The sequence below is a fragment of the Lysinibacillus sp. GW823-FHT06C08 genome, assembly GCF_058795135.1.
This window is the reverse complement of the sequence record NZ_JBXAHN010000009.1, coordinates 112,201-130,632: the sequence shown is the minus strand read 5'-3', so window position 1 is coordinate 130,632 and position 18,432 is coordinate 112,201. Positions and strand designations below refer to the sequence as shown.

Genomic DNA, 18,432 nt, shown 5'->3' with positions numbered 1-18,432 from the left:
GAGGGCGAGGACGATGATTTCCATTCAAAGCACAGAACAGTTAACAGGTGTACAAATTTGCGGAGATTTTTGGGATTTAGATGAGCTAATCAACGCTATTTACAAAGTAACTGGTGATGCCAATAAATACTATGATTATCAAGGTCCTCGACTCCGTATTTTAAGCGTTTGCTATAAACTGAGACATGCTATGCTTGGGGAACACCAACTAGAGTTTGTGAGTAACGGTGTTAACAAGAACACCCTCACACAACATGAACTTATTTTCCCCAATAAAAACATCTATTTCGCTACAGATATTCTTTGGCCTGAAATTATCTTTAGCGCTATCGCTTTAAACGATTTCATCGATCTACACCTGACAATAAACAATGCATCTATTTGGAATCATGAGATAGCGACGATTCGTAAATTGCAAGCTGCTATTGCAGATTGTTTAGAACAGGAAGTGAAAGAAGAGGATTATGGAGTCTTTTTAACAATGCTACAGGCAAAAAGCCCTTTAACCTTCCTTTTCGCCACACAGTATGTGGATGTTCTGAATTTAGAATATATCCAATTAAATAAAGAAGAACGTAAAGCTCAGCTAGCTGCATTTGCATTACGCTTACTTGTAGAGGATCATGAATATGTAGCACTTAAATCACTCCTAATGGAAGCCGCGATTGCCACGAAACAACCTTTACACGCCATACAAATGCAGCTTAGCTATCCGGAAGAAATTTTATGGTAAACAAACAACGCCGTCTCACAATGAATGAGACGGCTTATTTATTATTTAATCGTTTGGTAAGCCATTTTACGAATTACAGCCTCATGCTGAGGGTAATCTGCTAAAAGCTCGTCCTGTGTAAACAATTCGAAATCCTCAAAGTCAAAGCCTGGGGCAACCATACATCCCACTAAACTAAACGTATCTGCTTCCTCCACCGATGATCCAAATATCGTATTTTTAGGGACCACAATTTGTGGTATCTCCCCCGCTACTACGTTCAAGCCAAGCTTCTTCGCTTCATATGTTCCATCTGGAAAAATCATATGGACTGTAAGCGGACTACCGGCATGGTAATACCATAACTCATCTGACTGCAAACGATGTAGATGTGAAATGTCCTGTGAGCGAAGTAAGAAATAAATACTCGTATAAATAGGTCTCTGAACATCTCTTACTGCAATATCTTCTGCAGCCCGAAATGAAGAAATATAATAGCCTCCTTCAGGATGTTCGGCTAAATTTAGTTGTTGAATAAAATATTGTGCTGAATAGTTCAAAAAACATCACTCCTTTTTTCCACCTTACCAAAAATGAATAGTAAAATGCTACCTTCGATTATTCAGTAGGAAGAACAACGAAAAAGGGCCTCTCCTTGTTGAGACGCCCCTCTCCATTATAAACCACCCAAATAAGCTGCTTTTACTTCTTCACTTTCTTGAAGCTCTTTAGCTGAACCAGATAAAACAATACGCCCTGTTTCGAGCACGTATGCACGGTTAGCGACAGACAGTGCCATATTGGCATTTTGCTCAACAAGCAATACTGTTGTCCCCTCTTTATTCACCTGTTCAATAATATTGAAAATATTTTTAACCATAAGCGGCGCGAGCCCCATTGAAGGCTCATCCATTAATAGCAATTTGGGCTTTGCCATTAAGGCACGACCCATCGCAAGCATTTGCTGTTCCCCACCAGACAATGTTCCTGATAGCTGTTTACGACGCTCCAATAGTCTAGGGAATAACTCAAAAACATGGTCCATATCTTTTTTAATTCCTGCTTTGTCATTACGCAAATAGGCACCAAGCTCTAAATTTTCTTCTACGGACATATTGGCAAAAACACGACGTCCTTCTGGAACGTGGGAAATCCCCGATTTAACAATAGTTTGGGCTGCTTTCCCCGCAATAGAGAAGCCTTCGTATTCAATAATGCCACCTTTTGGTTTTAATAAGCCTGACAATGTTTTTAACAATGTACTTTTCCCAGCTCCGTTTGCACCGATTAATGTGACAATTTCACCCTCATTTACTTCTAAAGAGAGGCCCTTCAATGCTTGAATGTTACCATAATAAACATCTATATTTTGTACTTTTAGCATTAGCCGATAACCTCCTCACCAAGGTACGCTTCAATTACCTTTGGATTGTTGCGAATTTCTTCTGGTGTCCCGTCAGCAATTAATTGTCCATGATCGAGTACATAAATACGCTCACAAATACCCATTACTAAGCTCATATCATGCTCAATCAGTAATATCGTTAAACCAAACTCCTTACGTATAAATGCAATTAATTCCATTAAATCATGCGTTTCCTGCGGATTCATCCCGGCAGCTGGTTCATCCAATAATAATAGCTTTGGATTTGCCGCTAATGCACGGGCAATCTCTAATCGTCTCTGCATTCCATATGGTAAATTTTTAGCTAACTCGTTCATATAGACATCTAAACCAAAGATTTTTAAAAACTCTATGGATTGAAGCTCCATTTCGGCCTCACCCTTGAAATGCGTGGGTAAGCGAAAAATCGATGTCCACATCGAATGCTTAGCAAGCGAATGGTTGGCTACTTTAACATTGTCTAGAACAGATAGCTCTTTAAATAGACGAATATTTTGGAATGTACGGCTTATTCCCTTTTGTGTTACTTGGTAAGGTGCAAGCCCGTTTAATTTCTGTCCGCCAAATGTGATGGTCCCCTCTGTTGGTGTATATACCCCTGTCAGCATATTAAAGCTAGTCGTTTTTCCAGCACCATTGGGACCGATTAAACCCACTAATTCACCTTGATTGAGATACATATTAACACCCTGTACTGCTTTTAAACCACCGAATTGAATCCCCATGTTTTCAACATTAATAAGAAGGTTTCCAGTCATTATTTTGTACCTCCTTTTTTACCAAACTTAAATAAATCCGTAATTTCTTTTGTTCCCATTAATCCTGTTGGGCGATAAAGCATTACGATAATTAGTACTAAACTGTAAATAATCATACGAGTCTCTGGGAAGTTTGCTAGATACGTCGATACGATCGTTAAGAAAACCGCAGCGATCACGGAACCTGAAAGACTTCCTAAGCCACCAAGTACAACGTAAATTAAAATATCAAATGATTTTAAGAAACCGAAAGTTGTCGGCTGAATAATGTAAAAGTTATGGGCAAAAATTGCACCTGCTAGCCCAGCAAAGAAAGATCCAATCGCGAACGCGACAACCTTATAGTAAGTTGTATTAATTCCCATCGCATCTGCTGCAATCTCATCTTCGCGAATAGAAATACATGCGCGACCATGACGCGAATTTGTAAAGTTTGAGATGACAAGAATCGTTAATACGACACCAAAGAATGCATACGTCCAGTTAGATAAATATTTAACCTGCATCCCTGCAGCACCGCCAACATAATCCGTATTTAAGAAAATAATACGAATGATCTCCGCAAATCCTAAAGTCGCAATTGCGAGATAGTCCCCTTTTAAACGAAGTGTCGGAATACCTACAATTAGACCTGCGATAGCTGCTGCCGCTGCTCCTAATAAAATCGCCAATGGGAATGGTAACATGAGCTTCGTCGTAATAATCGCTGACACATAGGCTCCAACAGCTAGGAACCCGGCATGCCCAATCGAAAATTGACCTGTAACCCCAATTACAATATGCAAACTAACAGCTAGCATAATGTTAATACACATCGTAATCAGCATATTTTTATAGTACATATCAATGACTTCGGTCGTAATCAATAATTGCACAACTGCATAGATGACTAGCGCTAATACGGCATAGCCCCAGAAAACTTTAGACTTTTTCATATAACCGCTCACCTACACTTTCTCACGGGCATTTTTACCAAAGATACCCGATGGTCTGAATATTAAAATCAAAATTAAAATAACGAATGCCGCTGCATCTCTCCATAAAGAGAAGCCAAGAGCACTTACTAAAGATTCTACAACGCCTAGTAACATACCACCGACCATAGCGCCAGGAATAATCCCAATCCCACCAAGAACAGCTGCGATAAACGCTTTAACTCCTGGTATAACACCCATTAACGGGTCAATTTTCGTATAATACACACCGAAGATAACACCGGCTGCACCAGCTAAAGCCGAACCAATTGCAAATGTTGCAGAGATTGTATTATCAACGTTAATCCCCATTAAACGTGCTGCATCCGCATCATGAGAAACGGCACGCATGGCTTTCCCAATTTTTGTTTTATGTACGATGAATTGTAAAAGAATCATCAGTACAACAGCGACTGATAAAATTAAAATAGAGGTACTACTAATTTGTACGCCTAAAATATCAAAAGACTTATTTTTGAACACTTCAGGATACGCTGCCGGTTGAGCCCCTCTGAAGAAAATCGTTGTATATTCAATTAATAACGATACGCCGATCGCTGTAATTAATGCCGCAATACGTGTTGCATTTCGTAATCGTTTATAGGCGATCCGTTCAATTAAAACACCAAAAATTGCGCAAATGAGCATCGCCAATAATAATGCTGGGAAAAAGCCAAGCTCCCATTTAGCAATTGCGTAAAAGCCGATAAATGAACCAATCATGAAAACGTCACCATGGGCAAAGTTAATCAGCTTGATAATACCGTATACCATCGTATACCCTAGCGCTATTAACGCGTAGATACTTCCTAGTGAAATACCATTCACAAGTTGCTGTATCCATTCCATACGCATTCACTCCTTTGAATTTTCTGAAAAATGAGAAATTTGTACATGCATCGATACTAAAAAGTTATGTTTTATGCTGCTATTCTAGTTATCTAAAACAGAAAAAAGGAAGGCGTGTTTACCCGCCTCCCCCTTGCTTACAAAACATTAAGGATTAACTTTAGAGTTGAACACTTGTTTACCGTCTTTAAATTCAAGAACTGTTGCTGTTTTAATTGGGTTATGGTTTTCGTCAACTGAGAAAGTACCTGTTACTAAAGAAAGATCTTTTGTTGCAGCTAATTCATTTTTAATAGCTTCCCCATCTGTAGAACCTGCACGTTTAATGGCATCAGCAATGTAGTAAATAGAGTCATATCCAAGTGCGTTGAACGCATCAGGTGCCTTATCACCATTTGCCGCTTTAAATGCCTTTACAAAGTCTTGAATTTTTGGGTCTGGATCTTCTGCAGAATAGTGGTTAGTAATATACGTATTATTTAATGCATCCTTGCCCGCTAGATCCACTAAAGTTGGTGAATCCCAACCATCAGCCCCCATTAAAGGTACATCAATACCCATTTCACGGGCTTGTTTAACAATTAAACCAACCTCTTCATAGTATCCAGGGATAAAGATAAAGTCTGGATTCGATGCTTTAATATTTGTTAATTGTGTACGGAAGTCTGTATCCTTGGCTACATAAGCTTCTTCCTTCACAATTTTTCCACCACTTTTAGTAATCGTTTCTTTAAAGGACTTTGCTAAACCTTTTGCATAATCAGATGCGTTGTCAGCAAAAATAGCTACGTTTTTTGCACTTAGCTCACCTGAAGCGAAGTTAGCTGCCACAATCCCTTGGAATGGGTCAATAAAGCATGTACGGAATGCATACTCGTTAACGCTACCATCCTCATTTACCGTAATATTTGGGGCAGTCCCAGAACCAGTAACAATAGGGATTTTATTTTGATTGGCAATTTGAACCGTTGCTACTGTATTTCCTGAAGTTGCAGGAGCTAGCATTGCTACTACTTTATCTTGCGTTGCTAGTTTAATAGCTGCAGCTGTAGCCTCAGAGTTTTCGGATTTATTATCTACTTTAATCAGTTCAATCTTCTTACCATCAATACCACCAGCATCATTTATCTCTTTTACAGCCAATTCTGCGCCCAGACCGATTGAAGAACCATAAGATGCTACATTTCCTGAAAGCTCTAGGTTTGCACCAATTTTAATTGTATCGCCATCAGATGAACCACCGCCTGATGATGAGCCACCACCTGAACTTGAATCGTCTCCGTTACCACAACCAGCAAGTACACCAGCAAGTAAAGAAGATGCTACTAATAGTGAACCGAACTTCTTAAGCTTTTTACTCTCTTTCATAATTAGATTCCCCCTGAAGATTTCTAAAATATTAGATATTTCTGATAATTATAAACAAATAAATTCATTTCCTCAATAGCAAAAATAATTATTTATAACTACCTAAAAACGACAGAACAATATTATTCATTTATGACTTTTACATTGTAAAACATTCTTTATATTTAGTCTAGAGTGATTTTTCAGTATAATTAGTTATTTAAGAATTATCTTTCAATTATTTTATAGTGTAGTACAAAACTATCATATGCAATTATTTTTTTAAGATAAGGTTTTGGCTGTCCTTCATTTTTATTAAATTATTTCCCTGAAAATAAGTGTAGAAAAGAGAAAAAAGCATGGAGACGATTGCCCCTATGCTTTCTTTAATTCGAACACACAAAGGCGTTCATTCATATTAGTTTCATTTTCTAAATGCACTTCATGGAGCAATTCAAATGGTGTCCCCTGATGTAAAAACTGTAAATAATCATAAGGAGGATAGTATAAAATTATATGAATATCTCGCATTTTTTGCTCATAGGATTGCCAAATGTTCTGAATAACTGTGCGGAAAATATGAATGGAAAAGGGATTAAAAAAGAAAAACACATTATCACGCGGCTTTATTTCATATGCCTCTGCTATCGTATGAATAAATGTAATAGGTGCATGTGAACGCTTTTTTTGAAGATAGCTTCGTTTATTTTCTTCTGCCTCAGCATAAAATCCAGCATCCATCTCTATTCCGATCGTTGGAATATGAAATTGATGATGAACATAAATGGGTACCCTTCCCTTTCCACAACCCATATCAATAAACACAGGGTCGTTAGGCATCTCATAGATAGCAAATAATTGTTCAAGCCCATTATAAGGGGTTGGTTCATAACGGTGATAGTGGGCAAGCTTTGGGAAACCATATTGTTCTCCCACGGTCTTAATATGCAAATATTTATCAAACTGTTGTTCATTCATATGAAAGGACTCCTAAGAACAGAATGCTTTATTTTAGCACGAGAAAAAGCAAAAACCATACCCAAAAGTTTGGATATGGTCATTTTTTTATCGGCCTCTACGCTTAAATCTATAAACAAAGAGAAGTGAAAGAAGTAATAACACGAAGGATGCAATGATAGTAATCACTGTAGTCTTATCAATTGTAGCGGCTGGATCGGCGATTTCATTATTAGCACCAGGCATACCCATTGGCGCTCCGTTTTCATCCGGGCGCTGCATAGGCCCACCATTTTGACCTTCTCCCCCCATTGGTCCATTGCCTTCTTTGTTAAACGTAGGACCTTGTGATGGATCAAAATCCTCTGGTAGCTGACTCGGATCACTATTATCAGGCATCCCTTTCATTTCTCCATCTTCATTTGGAACCGGCATCGTATTATCTTGAGCAGTTATCGATGCCTCCACAACAAGCTCCCCAGAGAGCTGTTTTAAAATAGATTCAGAGCGCTGCTTTGCAAACTCAGGTAAACTATTCTCACCTTCAACTGCCTCTAAAAACTGTTCCGTCGTAGAAAATTTAGTTGGATCCGCTTCGACATAGGTTGTTAAAAGCACCGCTAATTTTTTTGTCATGGATTGTACATAATCCTCTGTTAAATAATTCGTCGTTAACTCTTCTAAATAACCTTCATATTGAGCGCGATATTTCTCATTAGTAAGTAAGGCTTTTAGTAGTGGCCGTTCCTCCAAAGTTGTACCAGAGACAGGAGTAGTCACACTAAAATTAATAGCACTTTCGGCCATTAGGTTTCCTGACATGCCCATATCCATGTTAAACTGGCCATTCTGTTGTTGCCTATCGACACCCGCTTGATCCGTTTGTCCATTGTTCTCCATTGGTGAACTTTTTGAATTAGAAGCATCCACTGGCTTTTGACGATCTTCTCTACCCATTCCCATTCTACCGCCACCTGCTCCAAAGCCACCAAAGGACATATTGTAATCCCAAGGGATAATTGAAAAATTGCCATTCTGTTCGTATAAATAATAGTTATGCTTCATATTCCCTTGATAACTATCTAAATTTACAAGTGCCGTATTGACGGCGAAATAACGTAGCATTTCATCGACATCCAAATATTTTTCAATGTCTCCACCATTATTAATTGCATCCAGCATTTCCACAAATTTGGATTGATTAATATTATCTTTATTTGTTTTTAATCCAATACCTGTATAATCCGTCATATCGTCACTTATATATTTTAAATCACTGCCTGTCCCATCTGGCTTAAATAAAAAGCCATTATTGGAGCCATAGTTATTAGCTAGGAACGTTTCATCCACTGCTTCTACGCCTAAAAACAAACCCCGCTCCTCACCATTTACTGTGACATACATATAGGAATGTGCTGGCGTTGGTAAGCCCATTTGCTCCATTAATTCATAGGATATATACTCTCGCATTAATGTAGAGTCACTATAATTATTATTTAAATTTAACTTTTTCAAGCCATATAAGCTTTGAGTATCATCATAATAATCAAAATCAATTTTTAAGCTATAACGATCTGAGTCACTGTTGATGACGGATCGTAACGTTAAGTTTCCTTTAGTGCGTATAGCCACATTCTCAATTTTCTTGCCGTTTACTGTAATATCCGCCTGTTTTAACTCTTCATCTGCCGCATTTTCCAGCATGTCAGCCCAATCTTCCTCGGCTATCTCAATATCCACTGTAGTAACTTTGTTTTTATTAAAAACTATATTCTCATAAGAGAAATTGGTATTCTTAGTTTCAATGCCTACATTCGGAAGTACAGCATATATCACGACAAAGAGAAGGAGAAGAATTGCCATGCACAGGTAGACAATTCGGGTTTTAATCATCACTGACACCTCGCTTTGGAATCCTTTTTGTGAACGCAGTCATTATGCTGTAAAGTTCCCGTCATAGCTTAGCATAATGGCAGATTTTACACCCGGCACTTTTGTAAGCAGATCCATTAGTTTAGCATCGTTTTGTTTGACGCGAATTTCATACGTAGTTTCCATCTCCTCATTGTTCATAATCGACTTCGATTTGAGGGCGAATTTTTTTGTTTGTGCAGCTATAATTCGCTCCACCTCTTGAGATGCTAGCTCTTCCTCAAACTTTACAATTAATAAATAAGGATTTTCTACTGTGATTTTATTGACAAATACTAACAGCACAAGACCAATTAACACAGCTCCAATAATGACTAAAGGAATAAACCCTGCCCCACATAAAATACCTGAAACAATGGCCCAGAAAATGTAAACTAAATCCATAGGATCCTTAATAGGCGTTCGGAAACGCACAATGGATAATGCACCAACCATACCGAGAGATAGAAGAACATTCGAACTGATCCCCATAATCACGAGTGCTGTCGCCATTGTCATAATGAGCAATGCAATATTGAATGAATGAGAGTAAATCACTCCATTAAAGGTTTTCTTATAAACTGCGTAAATGAAAAGTCCAATGAAAAATGCTACGACCAAACCAATAATTGAATCGATTAATGAAAAAGATGTTGTTTTTTCTAAAAAATTAGATTTAAAAATATCACTAAATTTAATTGCATCCATCGTTCGTTCTCCTTTTATTAGCCATACATACGACTAAGTTGATATTTTGAATATGCCTCGGCACGTGTATCTACAGACTGAAGTAAATATTTGATGATGTCCGGTAAATAGTCATCGTATTTCACCTCTAAAATCACTAGGTTTTGCTCTAGTACATCCACCATGGGTAAGCTTGGATTAAACATATCTGTATTGCGTAAGCTGGATTGCACCTTACTATCAAAAGTTACTCGCACATTACCAAATGGGTAAATATACGCCTCTCGCTCATAATCTACTACTGTTGTTGGTCTAAGCTGGCTGTAACTCATCTCTTGATATAAGTCCCTAATCAGTCCTCGCTCATCCACCTCCATCCATGAAATATCTCCAAGGCGCATTTTTTCATATTCAGCTTGAGATATTGCACACTTCGTTTTAAAGGTTAAATTATTCCGTTTACTCTTACGCTCAAGATTGATAATGGCACTAGATTTACCGTATATTCGTACGCGGTATTTATCTCGATTAATATAGCCTTCCTTTTTCTCATTGAGCACTTTATTCGCAAAATTGTCGAAGTACGTACTCCGAATTAAATATTTCCCCTCCGCCCCCGCATGCATGTCCAGCTGCATAATATACTGTAGCTTTGCTTTTAATAACGCATAGTCTGGATAGGAAATCGCCTGTTTAATTTCTTGACGACCATTTGGATTAAATGAGGTTACTATAGGCATTTACATCACACTCCCTACTAAATTTCATTGTCGTATAGCGGCTGAAGCCCAACGATAGCAAAAGCATCTTTTTGCTCGTTTCTCGTCTACACTGTTTACTATAAAGAGCGTTTGTGTCAGGCAGATGTCAACTTTCCATTTTCTTCACTGATATTTTACAAATCATTTCTGGCCTGTTGTTTCCATGAAGCCCATTAAAAAAGCTACCACGCCTTTACGACGTAGTAGCTTTTTGCAATAGTAATTCAAAAGAAGTTCCTGTGGCGTGACTTTCGATTAATTTTAAGTCACCACCAATAGATTGTGCCATCATTTTACTAAGAGGTAATCCAAGACCTAACCCTCGAATGGCATATTTTTTATTCTCTCCTCTATAAAAACGCTCAAATACAAATGCCTGATCCTCTACAGGAATACCTCGCCCTGTATCCGTTACAATAATTGAGACCGTATCCCCTTGCTCTTTAAGTGTTAGCGTTACAGATCCTATATCCATCGACTGTTTCGCATTGGTTAATAAGTTGGTCATAATTTGCTGAATACGGACAATATCAACATGTACATGGATGGCAGGATCAACTAAGTGCAAGTTTACATGAACACTGTCATCTTCCTGCATTACTTCCCACTGTGCGACCGCCTCCCGCAGAAGCTGATTGACGTTTACAGGCTCAAGCTTCACCGGAATCGCATCTACTGCAAAGTGGTTAAAAGCAAGTAAATCACCAACCATTGTTTTCATTTTTGTCGTTTCGACCACAGCCATATCAATAAATTCCATTGCATCTTGTCCTGTTACAACGCCATCCTTTACAGCTTGTAATAGCCCACTTATAGAAGTGACGGGTGTTTTCAGTTCATGGGTGACGCCTGCCAATAATTCTGTTCTGGTTTTCTCCAGTTGTTCAAGTTTTTGAGCCATATTTTCAAAGGAAGTTACAAGCTCATATACCTCTTTTTCCTTACTATCCTGAGGTAAATCGACTGAATAGCTACCCTCCTGCACTTGTTTTGCTGCTGCTGCTACTTGTTTGATGGGACGTGCTAAACGTTTGGATAAAAAATAGATAGCAACCCAGCCTAATAAAGCCAACGCCCCAATCAAAATGGCAAGCTGACCATAGGCTTGATTCACTCTTGTTAAATTTTCTTTCTTCTCCACTACTAACACCCAGCCAATTAGCTCCTGACTATTTTCTATTTTTCTTTTGACCACATATTGAACGGGCTCTAATCCTATCGTTAATTCCTTTGTACCTTCTTCACCATCTAACATACTCACTACATTTTTAGCACTACCTGGTGGTACAGGGCGGTTACTTGTTATGATATTGCCCTTTGTATCGACTACATACAGGATAGGATCAATTTCTCTCATAGTAAAACGTTCCCGATCCCTAATGAAACCAGGAATACCGTTAAACGGCCCATTACTGAGTCCCGAATTATCGGTTAAACGATAGACCGTCTCATCCGCTAAAAACTCCATCATCTCTAGTCGATTTTCAAACGTCGTATGGCGAATCCAAGCTGCCGAAATCAAGGAAATTATAGCTAAACCTATAAATAGTGTAAGTAAGTAACGGCTTGTCCAATATTGAAGTAAAGATATTCTTTTATTTCTTTTGAACACTCAGCTGATACCCCAATCCACGTAGTGTCTTTATTTCGCCCTCTGCTTCATCCCAATCCATCAATGCTTTACGAAGCCGTTTCACTGCTAAGTCTACCGCTCGATCACTTCCGTCATACTCCCAGCCCCAAACATGATCAATGAGCTGATCACGCGTAAATGTTTGGTTCGGATGGTCAGCTAAAAATAAAAACACCGATAAATCTCTAGGCGTTAATAGTATTTCCTTCCCTCCTAGAAACACTCTATGTGCCTTCCTATCAATTTCGAGAGAACCGTAACGCTTTAAAGAGGATGAATCGGTGCTTCCTTCAGCCCGTCTTAAAACGGCCTTCACTCTCGCAACAACTTCATCTGCAATAAAGGGCTTTGCAATATAATCGTCTGCCCCTTGGTCAAATCCTTCTAAACGGTAATTCACCTCACCTAAAGCGGTCAACATTATAATGGGACAAGCACTGAATTCTCTAATTTCCTTTAAAATAATCCAGCCATTTTTCTCAGGCAGCATAATATCTAGTAACACTAAATCTGGTTGGGTCTCAATAAATTTATCTAAAGCCTCACCACCACTAAAGCATTGTGTTACATCATAGCCGACCTTTTTCAAATAAACGTTTAACACCTGGCTAATTGCATATTCGTCTTCTATTACTAATATTTGCGCCATTTTTGTTCACCTCGCGACTAACTAGCTCTTATGTTTATTATAGCACTGGATTATGTCAGTTAAATGTCAGCGTATAAGCAGAAGTATACTTACGATGAGAATATATTGAGGACTTCTATTGACAATGTCTTCTTAAGCCACTTATCATTGATTGCGAATGATAATCAGTGATAATTCATTCAAAAACCTAGTAAATGAAAATAAGGGGGGAAAAGCATGATCATTGTTACAAATCGTATTCAAGTGAAGCCAGGTTTTGCAGCAAGAATGGCTCCAAACTTTACAAAACCAGGTCCTCTACAACAATTTGAAGGCTTCCATAAAGTAGAGGTATTAATTTCAACGGATGATCCTACTTATGACGAAATGAGTGTTAATATGTATTGGGAATCCAAGGAGCATTTCCAAGCATGGCGTAATAGCGATGCATTTGCTGCAGCCCATCACCGTCCAAGTTCAGGCTCTGAAGGGGAAAAAACGGATAGCCCAATTATCGGTAGCAAAATAGTAGTTGCTGAATTAGCAACTTCCATCGAAGCTTTACGTTCATAAACACACTAAATATTTATACATGATCTTCTGATTCTATCTAAAAAGCCCTGCATGTTGGCATACAATGCAGGGTCTTTTTCATTAAGGTAGTTTGTACAACATCTTTTTATAAATGATTAGTCCTAATACAGGGAAATATTTTTCATCATCGTGCTAAAAAAATAACAAGAAAATAGCCTAACACGGATAGACAAACTGAACCAATTAAACCAGCAACAAACGCCTTTACTCCAAGCTCCTTAAACGTTTTAATCTCAACATTTAATCCAAGACCTGCCATCGCCATAGCAATTAAAATGTAAGCAATATTTACAAGGGCTTGCGCCACATTAGCCGGTATAATACCTAATGAATTAATCGCACTCATTGCTAAGAAACCTACTATAAACCACGGTATGATTGACAATGAAAATGCTTTTTTCTCTTCCCCTTTAGCCGTTTTTCGATAGAAAATACCGATTATAAGGGCTACTGGAACAAGCAGTGCGACACGCGTTAACTTTACAATGACCGCTATATCAATGGCTTCATCTCCACCTGCGGATGCCGCGGCAATAACATGAGCAATTTCATGTAAGGTACCACCTGCGAAAATGCCATACTCTGTTGGTGTTAAGTTCATTACAGCATAAAGTACTGTATAAACAAGTGTAAATACTGTACCTAATAATGCAACAATGGCTGCCCCCACAGCAGTTTCCTTTTCATTTGCTTTAATTTGAGGTGCAATTGCCACGACAGCTGCAGCTCCACAAATGGCGGTTCCACAAGCCGTTAGTATCCCTAGCTTTTGATCTACGTGGAAAATTTTTGTTAGACCATATACTACAATTAATGCAAATAATAAATTAATGACGGCAATCAAAAAAACATTAGCGCCAGCGTGATAAATATCAGCTAAATTTAAACGCATCCCCAATAAAATAATACCGAATCGTAATAGCTTCTTACTGGAAAATGAAATTCCCACTTGCCAGGAATCCTGCACTTTAAATGCTGCGCGCCAAGCCATCCCTAATATAATAGCAATGACCAATTGCCCTAATATTGAAAAGAAAGGAAAAGTAGCAATATATTTTGCAACTAAGGCTATCAAGAGTGTTAGTAATATTCCCTTTAGAAAGTTTGGATGAAGTGCGTATTTTCCTTTGTTCTGTCCATTAACCATGATGTTCACTTCTTTCTCCTTTGTTGATTACTACTTTATAAAAAAGCTCATGATTAGTAAAATACATATATATAATTGTTATTATTAATATTTCTAATTACAGGGGTGTAAATATGCAATATGAGGCTTTAAAAACGTTCATCACACTGGTAGAGGTCAATAATTTTACAAAGGCCTCAGAAATACTTCATATTTCACAGCCGAGTGTCAGCCTACACATTAAGAACCTTGAGCAGGAATTACAAACTACTTTATTTATTCGTTCGCCAAAATCTGTACAAATTACACCAACTGGTGAAATTCTCTATAAACGGGCTAAGCAGATTATGGCGATAACTGAGGCAGCTAAGGATGACATTGCAGCCTATCATCAAGAAGTACAAGGGACACTTGTCATAGGTGCTAGTTTTACCATTGGAGAATATATATTGCCTCCCATTATCGCTAGCTTGCAACAACGCTTCCCACAACTTGAGCTTCAAATTATTATTGGTAATACGAAAGAAATCATTCAATATACAAAATTATTGCAAGTTGATATTGGCCTGATAGAAGGACAAGCCCACGACAATGAACTTTTGATTAAGCCATTTATGCAGGATGAGTTATTTATTGTCAGTGCAAGTAATCATCCATTGACAAAGCAATTGCCTATTACTGCGGACAAGCTTCAACAGCAAAGCTGGGTTGCGCGTGAGGAAGGCTCCGGCACACGTTATTATTTAGATCATTTATTTAGAGCTAATGGTTTACTGGTCCAATCACTGTTAACCATTAGCAGTAATCAGGGCGTTAAAGAAAGCGTTATGCAAGGACTTGGGCTTTCCCTACTGTCTGCGTGTGTCATTGAGCGTGAGTTGAAAAATGGTGATATGGCGATTCTCTCCCTTGAAGGACAGCATTTTATGCGGACATTTTCTTATCTTTGTTCGCCAACTATGAAAAATAAGCGGAATGTCGATATTTTAATTGAAGCATTATCAAAAAAAGCTTAGCTGACTTTTCCCGTCGCTAAGCTTTTTTGATGGTTCTTCTAGTATTAAAACGTTTATGTTCAATGATTTCGACAAATTTGGTCGCCGCTCGAGAAAGGGGTACGGTCTTTAAAAAGCACATACCTATACTCCTTGGCGGAATTTTCCCATTTAAAGATAATTCGTATAGAAGTCCTCGGTGGAGATAATCCTTTGAAAACTCCTTTGTAACACATGCGATTCCTAAATTACTACGGGCAAATTCTAATACAAGATCATGTGAACCTAACTCAAACTCAGGTTCAATATGGACCCCATTGGATAATAAGAAATCCTCTACGTATTTGCGGGAATTGGATTTTTTCTCCAGGAAAATAAGCGGGAATTTTAACAGGTCCTCATAGCTTAAACTTTTAGAAGCCAGTGTCTTATATTTCTCCCCACAGACAAAAATATCTTGAATATCCGTACATACCGTTAACTGTAATGTCGAATCCTCTATAGGAAAATTACAAAAACCGATATCCACCTCACCTGATTTAATAAAATTACAAATTTCTGAGGTAGTACCATTTAGCATTTCCAACTTAATATTCGGATACATCGTATGAAATGCCTCTAAATAAGGCATAAGGAAAAAACGTGAAATCGTATCTCCTACGCCAATCTTTAGTTGCCCAGTTGTTAAATTTTTAAATTCTAATAACTTTTCTTCACCCGCATCTAACAGTCCTAAAGCCGAATTTGTATATTCAAATAGCAGACTGCCCTCTGTTGTCAAAGTGACCCCCTTAGGCGTCCGATTAAAAAGACGTGTACCCAGCTCCTTTTCCAGTTGCATCATCGCTTGACTAACAGCAGGTTGAGTCATATATAAATCCTTGGCGGCTCTTGAAAAGCTATTATTTTTAGCTACAACACTAAAAACACGGTATAAATCTAATTTCCCTATCATATAAGCACCTCTTATAGCTAGTATATGAACTATTAATTTTACTTATATCATGAGTGAGGCGTATAGTAAAACCATATGGATTTTAAATCACTTTACGAAAGTTAAATGAGGAGAGATTAAGTTGGAACGTGTAATCGGTACAGTTGTAAGAGGTCTTCGTGGTCCTATTATTAACGAAGGCGATCATATTGAACAAATCGTTTTAGATACGGTGTTAAATGCTGCGAAAGTAGAAGGTTACGCTATTGAGGATCGAGATATTGTGACCGTAACTGAGTCAGTCGTAGCACGTGCACAAGGGAACTACGCAACAATTGATGATATCGCTGTGGATGTGGCCGCGAAATTTGGCAATGATACTGTAGGAGTTATTTTCCCTATTTTAAGTCGAAATCGTTTTGCTAACTGTTTACGTGGTATTGCTAAGGGCGTTAAAAAGGTTGTCTTAATGCTAAGCTACCCATCTGATGAAGTTGGTAATCATCTTGTCGATATCGATGAGTTAGATGTAAAAGGCATTAATCCTTGGACAGATACATTAAATGAAGTGGAATTTCGCGAGCATTTCGGCTATAAAAAGCATACATTTACTGGTGTAGATTATATTGAATACTATAAAGAATTAATTGAAGCAGAAGGGGCTACATGTGAGGTCATCTTCTCCAATAACCCAAAAACAATTTTAGATTATACAAAGAGTGTTCTAGCATGTGATATTCACTCACGTTTCCGCACAAAGCGCATTTTAACAGCAAACGGTGCTGAAAAAGTTTACAGCCTTGATAATATTTTAGCTGAATCCATCAATGGATCTGGTTTCAATGCTGAATATGGACTACTTGGCTCTAACAAAGCTACAGAAGATAGTATTAAGTTGTTCCCACATACTTGCCAGCCAATTGTTGACGGTATCCAAGCTAAAATCAAAGAAGCTACAGGAAAAACTGTAGAAGTTATGATTTACGGAGATGGTGCATTCAAAGATCCTGTGGGTAAGATTTGGGAGTTAGCAGATCCTGTTGTTTCTCCAGCATTCACAGCCGGATTAAACGGAACTCCTAACGAGGTTAAATTAAAATATTTAGCAGACAATGACTTTGCTGATCTTCGAGGAGAAGAGTTAAAAGCTGCTATTTCTGAATACATTCAAAATAAAGATGAAGATTTAACAGGTCAAATGGCTGCACAAGGAACAACACCGCGCCGCTTAACTGACCTTATCGGCTCTCTATCTGATTTAACATCAGGTTCAGGGGACAAAGGAACTCCTATGATTTATATTCAAGGATATTTCGATAATTACACTAAATAATATAAAAGAACTCTCGTACTAGTGACGGGAGTTCTTTTTTGGATGGAGGATGACAGGAATCGAACCTGTAATCCCTAGATGAAAGGGATATGCAGCCTAGCAACTTCCTCATATATACTATGGTTGATTTATTCTATAAAGTATTACATTTTTCTCAGTCCTTTTCATAAATGAGTGTAATTACGTTTATTTTAAACGGTTAGGTATTACTTTTTCTTGTAGCCAATGCTCACTTGTTTGAACATGGTGAGGTCTCACAAATTTGCCCAAATTATATTGGAAATCATCATAATGAAAGGATGCGGCATTTCGAATGACATAACCCTCTTGCTCACCATCAAACATTGATTTCCCAGTAAACATTCGTTTTATTTTACGCTCATCAAAAATCCCTCTGTATAAAACAGGCACCGTTTCAACACCTAATTTTTCCGCAAAGGCAACCGTCTCATCCCAACTCAAACAAATATTATCTTCATTCCAAATACTAAATAAATAAAAATAACTTGTTAATGCCTGATAATATATAGAATGCTTCGCGTACATATTTTCTCCACATAATCGCCAACTATCTGGGATCTGATAAGAAAAACTAGCATGGAATGTTTTGACCCAATGTCTAGAAGGATGGTTAGCTGAATGGATGCTTCTAGCATGCATATAGTCCTTGTACAGCGTTGTTCCTTCTCCATCTAACTTTTCAGTGACAACAACCTCTTTCCCAATAAAATGATTCACATTTTTAGCAACCTTGTCATCATGAGTATAGCTTCTGCTCCATGGTAAATGGTAGCTTCTTGGGTATTTCATTAATTTCGTCATATTTAC

Annotated in this window: 19 protein-coding genes; 4 read left to right on the top strand and 15 right to left on the bottom strand. The window is 38.0% G+C overall.

Annotated elements, in window-relative coordinates; genetic code table 11:
• Positions 1 to 13: 13 nt before the first annotated feature.
• On the top strand, positions 14 to 733 hold the full coding sequence (locus AC1Q6O_RS18920; RefSeq protein WP_342550651.1) for a DUF6904 family protein: 720 nt from the start codon (positions 14 to 16) through the stop codon (positions 731 to 733).
• Positions 734 to 774: 41 nt separating this feature from the next.
• Here the strand turns inward: AC1Q6O_RS18920 and AC1Q6O_RS18915 are convergent, their stop codons facing one another.
• From AC1Q6O_RS18915 to AC1Q6O_RS18860, 12 genes are all read right to left on the bottom strand, one after another.
• On the bottom strand, positions 775 to 1,272 hold the full coding sequence (locus AC1Q6O_RS18915) for a cupin domain-containing protein (protein ID WP_239355209.1): 498 nt from the start codon (positions 1,270 to 1,272) through the stop codon (positions 775 to 777).
• Positions 1,273 to 1,388: 116 nt separating this feature from the next.
• Positions 1,389 to 2,096: an ABC transporter ATP-binding protein gene (locus AC1Q6O_RS18910; RefSeq protein ID WP_025116481.1), complete on the bottom strand. Its 708-nt coding sequence runs from the start codon at positions 2,094 to 2,096 to the stop codon at positions 1,389 to 1,391.
• On the bottom strand, positions 2,096 to 2,875 hold the full coding sequence (locus tag AC1Q6O_RS18905; protein WP_427535271.1) for an ABC transporter ATP-binding protein: 780 nt from the start codon (positions 2,873 to 2,875) through the stop codon (positions 2,096 to 2,098). The genes AC1Q6O_RS18910 and AC1Q6O_RS18905 overlap by 1 nt, the downstream gene beginning before the upstream one ends.
• Positions 2,875 to 3,810, bottom strand: coding sequence for a branched-chain amino acid ABC transporter permease (locus AC1Q6O_RS18900; RefSeq protein WP_089986409.1), 936 nt, complete (start codon positions 3,808 to 3,810; stop codon positions 2,875 to 2,877). The genes AC1Q6O_RS18905 and AC1Q6O_RS18900 overlap by 1 nt, the downstream gene beginning before the upstream one ends.
• 12 nt (positions 3,811 to 3,822) lie before the next feature.
• The gene (locus AC1Q6O_RS18895; protein ID WP_012296114.1) at positions 3,823 to 4,698 is read right to left on the bottom strand and encodes a branched-chain amino acid ABC transporter permease; all 876 of its coding nucleotides are present in this window, start codon (positions 4,696 to 4,698) and stop codon (positions 3,823 to 3,825) included.
• A gap of 147 nt (positions 4,699 to 4,845) precedes the next feature.
• Positions 4,846 to 6,066 carry an ABC transporter substrate-binding protein gene (locus AC1Q6O_RS18890; RefSeq protein WP_171365833.1) on the bottom strand — a complete coding sequence of 407 codons (1,221 nt, stop codon included), beginning with the start codon at positions 6,064 to 6,066 and terminating at the stop codon, positions 4,846 to 4,848.
• A gap of 354 nt (positions 6,067 to 6,420) precedes the next feature.
• A complete protein-coding gene (locus tag AC1Q6O_RS18885; RefSeq protein ID WP_089986411.1) occupies positions 6,421 to 7,023 on the bottom strand; it encodes a methyltransferase in 603 nt (200 codons plus the stop codon).
• A gap of 87 nt (positions 7,024 to 7,110) precedes the next feature.
• Entirely contained in the window at positions 7,111 to 8,742 is a 1,632-nt protein-coding gene (locus AC1Q6O_RS18880) for a CotH kinase family protein (RefSeq protein WP_492401968.1), read from the bottom strand.
• Between the two features lie 195 nt (positions 8,743 to 8,937).
• The gene (locus tag AC1Q6O_RS18875; RefSeq protein WP_492401966.1) at positions 8,938 to 9,621 is read right to left on the bottom strand and encodes a DUF4956 domain-containing protein; all 684 of its coding nucleotides are present in this window, start codon (positions 9,619 to 9,621) and stop codon (positions 8,938 to 8,940) included.
• Between the two features lie 17 nt (positions 9,622 to 9,638).
• Positions 9,639 to 10,340: a polyphosphate polymerase domain-containing protein gene (locus tag AC1Q6O_RS18870; RefSeq protein ID WP_089986413.1), complete on the bottom strand. Its 702-nt coding sequence runs from the start codon at positions 10,338 to 10,340 to the stop codon at positions 9,639 to 9,641.
• A gap of 214 nt (positions 10,341 to 10,554) precedes the next feature.
• Entirely contained in the window at positions 10,555 to 11,973 is a 1,419-nt protein-coding gene (locus AC1Q6O_RS18865) for a sensor histidine kinase (RefSeq protein ID WP_090002648.1), read from the bottom strand.
• Complete coding sequence (locus AC1Q6O_RS18860) at positions 11,957 to 12,643, bottom strand: response regulator transcription factor (protein WP_090002649.1); 687 nt, start codon at positions 12,641 to 12,643, stop codon at positions 11,957 to 11,959. Before AC1Q6O_RS18860 ends, AC1Q6O_RS18865 begins: the two co-directional genes overlap by 17 nt.
• A gap of 216 nt (positions 12,644 to 12,859) precedes the next feature.
• Between AC1Q6O_RS18860 and AC1Q6O_RS18855 the strand changes: the two genes are divergently transcribed.
• Entirely contained in the window at positions 12,860 to 13,195 is a 336-nt protein-coding gene (locus AC1Q6O_RS18855; RefSeq protein ID WP_036121712.1) for a heme oxygenase, read from the top strand.
• A gap of 145 nt (positions 13,196 to 13,340) precedes the next feature.
• Here the strand turns inward: AC1Q6O_RS18855 and AC1Q6O_RS18850 are convergent, their stop codons facing one another.
• Positions 13,341 to 14,363 carry a YeiH family protein gene (locus tag AC1Q6O_RS18850; protein WP_107922760.1) on the bottom strand — a complete coding sequence of 341 codons (1,023 nt, stop codon included), beginning with the start codon at positions 14,361 to 14,363 and terminating at the stop codon, positions 13,341 to 13,343.
• Between the two features lie 113 nt (positions 14,364 to 14,476).
• Between AC1Q6O_RS18850 and AC1Q6O_RS18845 the strand changes: the two genes are divergently transcribed.
• Positions 14,477 to 15,358 (top strand): LysR family transcriptional regulator, encoded by an 882-nt coding sequence (locus AC1Q6O_RS18845; RefSeq protein WP_089986417.1) that lies wholly within the window; start codon positions 14,477 to 14,479, stop codon positions 15,356 to 15,358.
• Between the two features lie 16 nt (positions 15,359 to 15,374).
• Here the strand turns inward: AC1Q6O_RS18845 and AC1Q6O_RS18840 are convergent, their stop codons facing one another.
• On the bottom strand, positions 15,375 to 16,292 hold the full coding sequence (locus tag AC1Q6O_RS18840; RefSeq protein ID WP_008180625.1) for a LysR family transcriptional regulator: 918 nt from the start codon (positions 16,290 to 16,292) through the stop codon (positions 15,375 to 15,377).
• A gap of 121 nt (positions 16,293 to 16,413) precedes the next feature.
• On the opposite strand from AC1Q6O_RS18840, the gene AC1Q6O_RS18835 reads away from it, so the two are divergent.
• Positions 16,414 to 17,604 (top strand): coenzyme F420-0:L-glutamate ligase, encoded by a 1,191-nt coding sequence (locus AC1Q6O_RS18835; protein ID WP_008180626.1) that lies wholly within the window; start codon positions 16,414 to 16,416, stop codon positions 17,602 to 17,604.
• A gap of 186 nt (positions 17,605 to 17,790) precedes the next feature.
• Here the strand turns inward: AC1Q6O_RS18835 and AC1Q6O_RS18830 are convergent, their stop codons facing one another.
• On the bottom strand, positions 17,791 to 18,426 hold the full coding sequence (locus tag AC1Q6O_RS18830) for an RNA ligase family protein (protein ID WP_090002650.1): 636 nt from the start codon (positions 18,424 to 18,426) through the stop codon (positions 17,791 to 17,793).
• Between the last annotated feature and the right edge of the window lie 6 nt (positions 18,427 to 18,432).

What these genes read in the sequence shown, in the direction of transcription:
- AC1Q6O_RS18920 (WP_342550651.1), top strand. Translation starts at nt 14, where the DNA reads ATGATTTCCATTCAAAGCACAGAACAGTTAACAGGTGTACAAATTTGC.
- AC1Q6O_RS18910 (WP_025116481.1), bottom strand. Translation starts at nt 2,096, where the DNA reads ATGCTAAAAGTACAAAATATAGATGTTTATTATGGTAACATTCAAGCA.
- AC1Q6O_RS18905 (WP_427535271.1), bottom strand. Translation starts at nt 2,875, where the DNA reads ATGACTGGAAACCTTCTTATTAATGTTGAAAACATGGGGATTCAATTC.
- AC1Q6O_RS18900 (WP_089986409.1), bottom strand. Translation starts at nt 3,810, where the DNA reads ATGAAAAAGTCTAAAGTTTTCTGGGGCTATGCCGTATTAGCGCTAGTC.
- AC1Q6O_RS18895 (WP_012296114.1), bottom strand. Translation starts at nt 4,698, where the DNA reads ATGGAATGGATACAGCAACTTGTGAATGGTATTTCACTAGGAAGTATC.
- AC1Q6O_RS18890 (WP_171365833.1), bottom strand. Translation starts at nt 6,066, where the DNA reads ATGAAAGAGAGTAAAAAGCTTAAGAAGTTCGGTTCACTATTAGTAGCA.
- AC1Q6O_RS18885 (WP_089986411.1), bottom strand. Translation starts at nt 7,023, where the DNA reads ATGAATGAACAACAGTTTGATAAATATTTGCATATTAAGACCGTGGGA.
- AC1Q6O_RS18875 (WP_492401966.1), bottom strand. Translation starts at nt 9,621, where the DNA reads ATGGATGCAATTAAATTTAGTGATATTTTTAAATCTAATTTTTTAGAA.
- AC1Q6O_RS18870 (WP_089986413.1), bottom strand. Translation starts at nt 10,340, where the DNA reads ATGCCTATAGTAACCTCATTTAATCCAAATGGTCGTCAAGAAATTAAA.
- AC1Q6O_RS18860 (WP_090002649.1), bottom strand. Translation starts at nt 12,643, where the DNA reads ATGGCGCAAATATTAGTAATAGAAGACGAATATGCAATTAGCCAGGTG.
- AC1Q6O_RS18855 (WP_036121712.1), top strand. Translation starts at nt 12,860, where the DNA reads ATGATCATTGTTACAAATCGTATTCAAGTGAAGCCAGGTTTTGCAGCA.
- AC1Q6O_RS18850 (WP_107922760.1), bottom strand. Translation starts at nt 14,363, where the DNA reads ATGGTTAATGGACAGAACAAAGGAAAATACGCACTTCATCCAAACTTT.
- AC1Q6O_RS18845 (WP_089986417.1), top strand. Translation starts at nt 14,477, where the DNA reads ATGCAATATGAGGCTTTAAAAACGTTCATCACACTGGTAGAGGTCAAT.
- AC1Q6O_RS18840 (WP_008180625.1), bottom strand. Translation starts at nt 16,292, where the DNA reads ATGATAGGGAAATTAGATTTATACCGTGTTTTTAGTGTTGTAGCTAAA.
- AC1Q6O_RS18830 (WP_090002650.1), bottom strand. Translation starts at nt 18,426, where the DNA reads ATGACGAAATTAATGAAATACCCAAGAAGCTACCATTTACCATGGAGC.